Genomic DNA, 2,016 nt, shown 5'->3' with positions numbered 1-2,016 from the left:
TTGGAACTGAGACACGGTCCAAACTCCTACGGGAGGCAGCAGTGAGGAATATTGGGCAATGGAGGCAACTCTGACCCAGCCATGCCGCGTGAGTGAAGAAGGTTTTCGGATTGTAAAGCTCTTTCGGGTGTGACGATGATGACGGTAGCACCTAAAGAAGCCCCGGCTAACTTCGTGCCAGCAGCCGCGGTAATACGAAGGGGGCAAGCGTTGTTCGGAATTACTGGGCGTAAAGGGAGTGTAGGCGGTTATGTAAGATAGTGGTGAAATCCCAGAGCTTAACTTTGGAATTGCCATTATGACTATGTGGCTAGAATTACAGAGAGGATAGTGGAATACCCAGTGTAGAGGTGAAATTCGTAGATATTGGGTAGAACACCAGTGGCGAAGGCGACTATCTGGCTGTATATTGACGCTGAGGCTCGAAAGCATGGGGATCAAACAGGATTAGATACCCTGGTAGTCCATGCTGTAAACGATGAGTGCTTGTTGTCGGTGTAAAATCGGTGACGAAGTTAACGCGTTAAGCACTCCGCCTGGGGAGTACGGTCGCAAGATTAAAACTCAAAGGAATTGACGGGGACCCGCACAAGCGGTGGAGCATGTGGTTTAATTCGATGCAACGCGAAGAACCTTACCAACTCTTGACATCCTTATCGGGGAGATCAGAGATGATTTCTTTCAGTTAGGCTGGATAAGTGACAGATGCTGCATGGCTGTCGTCAGCTCGTGTCGTGAGATGTTGGGTTAAGTCCCGCAACGAGCGCAACCCCTGCTATCAGTTGCCATCAGGTAGAGCTGGGCACTCTGATAGGACTGCCGGTGATAAGCCGGAGGAAGGTGGGGATGACGTCAAGTCATCATGGCTCTTACGAGTTGGGCTACACACGTGCTACAATGGCAACTACAGAGGGGAGCGAGACCGCGAGGTCGAGCCAATCTTAAAAAGTTGTCTCAGTTCAGATTGTACTCTGCAACTCGAGTACATGAAGTTGGAATCGCTAGTAATCGCGGATCAGCATGCCGCGGTGAATACGTTCCCGGGTCTTGTACACACCGCCCGTCACGCCATGGGAGTTGGTTCTGCCTGACGGCGTTGAGGTAACCCGCAAGGGAGCCTGGCGACCACGGTAGGGTCAGCGACTGGGGCGAAGTCGTAACAAGGTAGCCGTAGGGGAACCTGCGGCTGGATCACCTCCTTTCAAAGACGAAAAGAATATTAGGTACCGTCTACGTATCCTCTTAAACTAAGATAACTGGTGAGAGATCCTTAAAGTTTAAGGGTTTGTAGCTCAGGTGGTTAGAGCGCACGCCTGATAAGCGTGAGGTCGGAAGTTCAAGTCTTCCCAGACCCACCACTTTATCGGGGGTATAGCTCAGCTGGGAGAGCACCTGCTTTGCAAGCAGGGGGTCAGGAGTTCGATCCTCCTCATCTCCACCATAAGGGCGCATAGCTCAGGTGGTTAGAGCGCACGCCTGATAAGCGTGAGGTCGATGGTTCGAGTCCATTTGTGCCCACCACTTACCAAAGGGTAACCTAAGGAAAAAGCAAATGTCTTGCTTGCAAGAGCAAATATCAGTAGATGAAAAAGATCATCTGTTGATATCTGTTCTTGGAAAAGGACAGAAAAAAGTGCAGCTTGAAAACAGAATAATGAAAGCAAATGCAAGTGAAAACTACGAGTAAGTAGAAACAACGACATGAAGGTGAATAACCAAAATGTTGGGTAAAAAATACTACAAATAGTTGGACGCGAAAATTCTGAGAAGAACCAAACGAACAAATGGTAAAGCAAAGAAGAGCGCAGAGTGAATGCCTTGGCATTGGGAGCCGATGAAGGACGTGGTTAACTGCGATAAGCTGCGGGGAGCTGTAAGCAAGCTTTGATCCGCAGATTTCCGAATGGAGCAATCCACATGAAGTAGTTCATGTATCCATACGTGAATTCATAGCGTATGGAGGGGAACCGCCTGAACTGAAACATCTAAGTAGGGCGAGGAAGAGAAATCAACCGA

General features: G+C 49.2%; 1 protein-coding gene, 3 tRNA genes and 2 rRNA genes. All 6 read left to right on the top strand.

Annotation, left to right across the window (positions count from 1 at the left end):
• A 16S ribosomal RNA gene (locus tag WS40_RS10410) occupies positions 1-1,202 on the top strand; the annotation flags it as partial.
• Between the two features lie 79 nt (positions 1,203-1,281).
• Positions 1,282-1,358: transfer RNA gene (locus WS40_RS10405), tRNA-Ile, on the top strand.
• A gap of 7 nt (positions 1,359-1,365) precedes the next feature.
• Positions 1,366-1,441, top strand: a tRNA-Ala gene (locus tag WS40_RS10400).
• Positions 1,442-1,444: 3 nt separating this feature from the next.
• Positions 1,445-1,521 (top strand) — tRNA-Ile (locus tag WS40_RS10395).
• 31 nt (positions 1,522-1,552) lie between these two features.
• Positions 1,553-1,687 carry a hypothetical protein gene (locus WS40_RS11685; protein ID WP_325208538.1) on the top strand — a complete coding sequence of 45 codons (135 nt, stop codon included), beginning with the start codon at positions 1,553-1,555 and terminating at the stop codon, positions 1,685-1,687.
• A 99-nt stretch (positions 1,688-1,786) separates the two neighbouring features.
• Positions 1,787-2,016 (top strand): 23S ribosomal RNA (locus WS40_RS10390); the annotation flags it as partial.

Source organism: Ruminococcus sp. N15.MGS-57, from assembly GCF_000980385.1.
GTDB lineage: Bacteria > Bacillota > Clostridia > Oscillospirales > Ruminococcaceae > Hominimerdicola > Hominimerdicola aceti.
The sequence above is the reverse complement of the archived record's forward strand: the minus strand, read 5'-3'. Positions and strand labels throughout refer to the sequence as shown.

Bases quoted from the DNA above. Each gene is read 5' to 3' on its own strand.
- WS40_RS11685 (WP_325208538.1), top strand. From the start codon at position 1,553: ATGTCTTGCTTGCAAGAGCAAATATCAGTAGATGAAAAAGATCATCTG.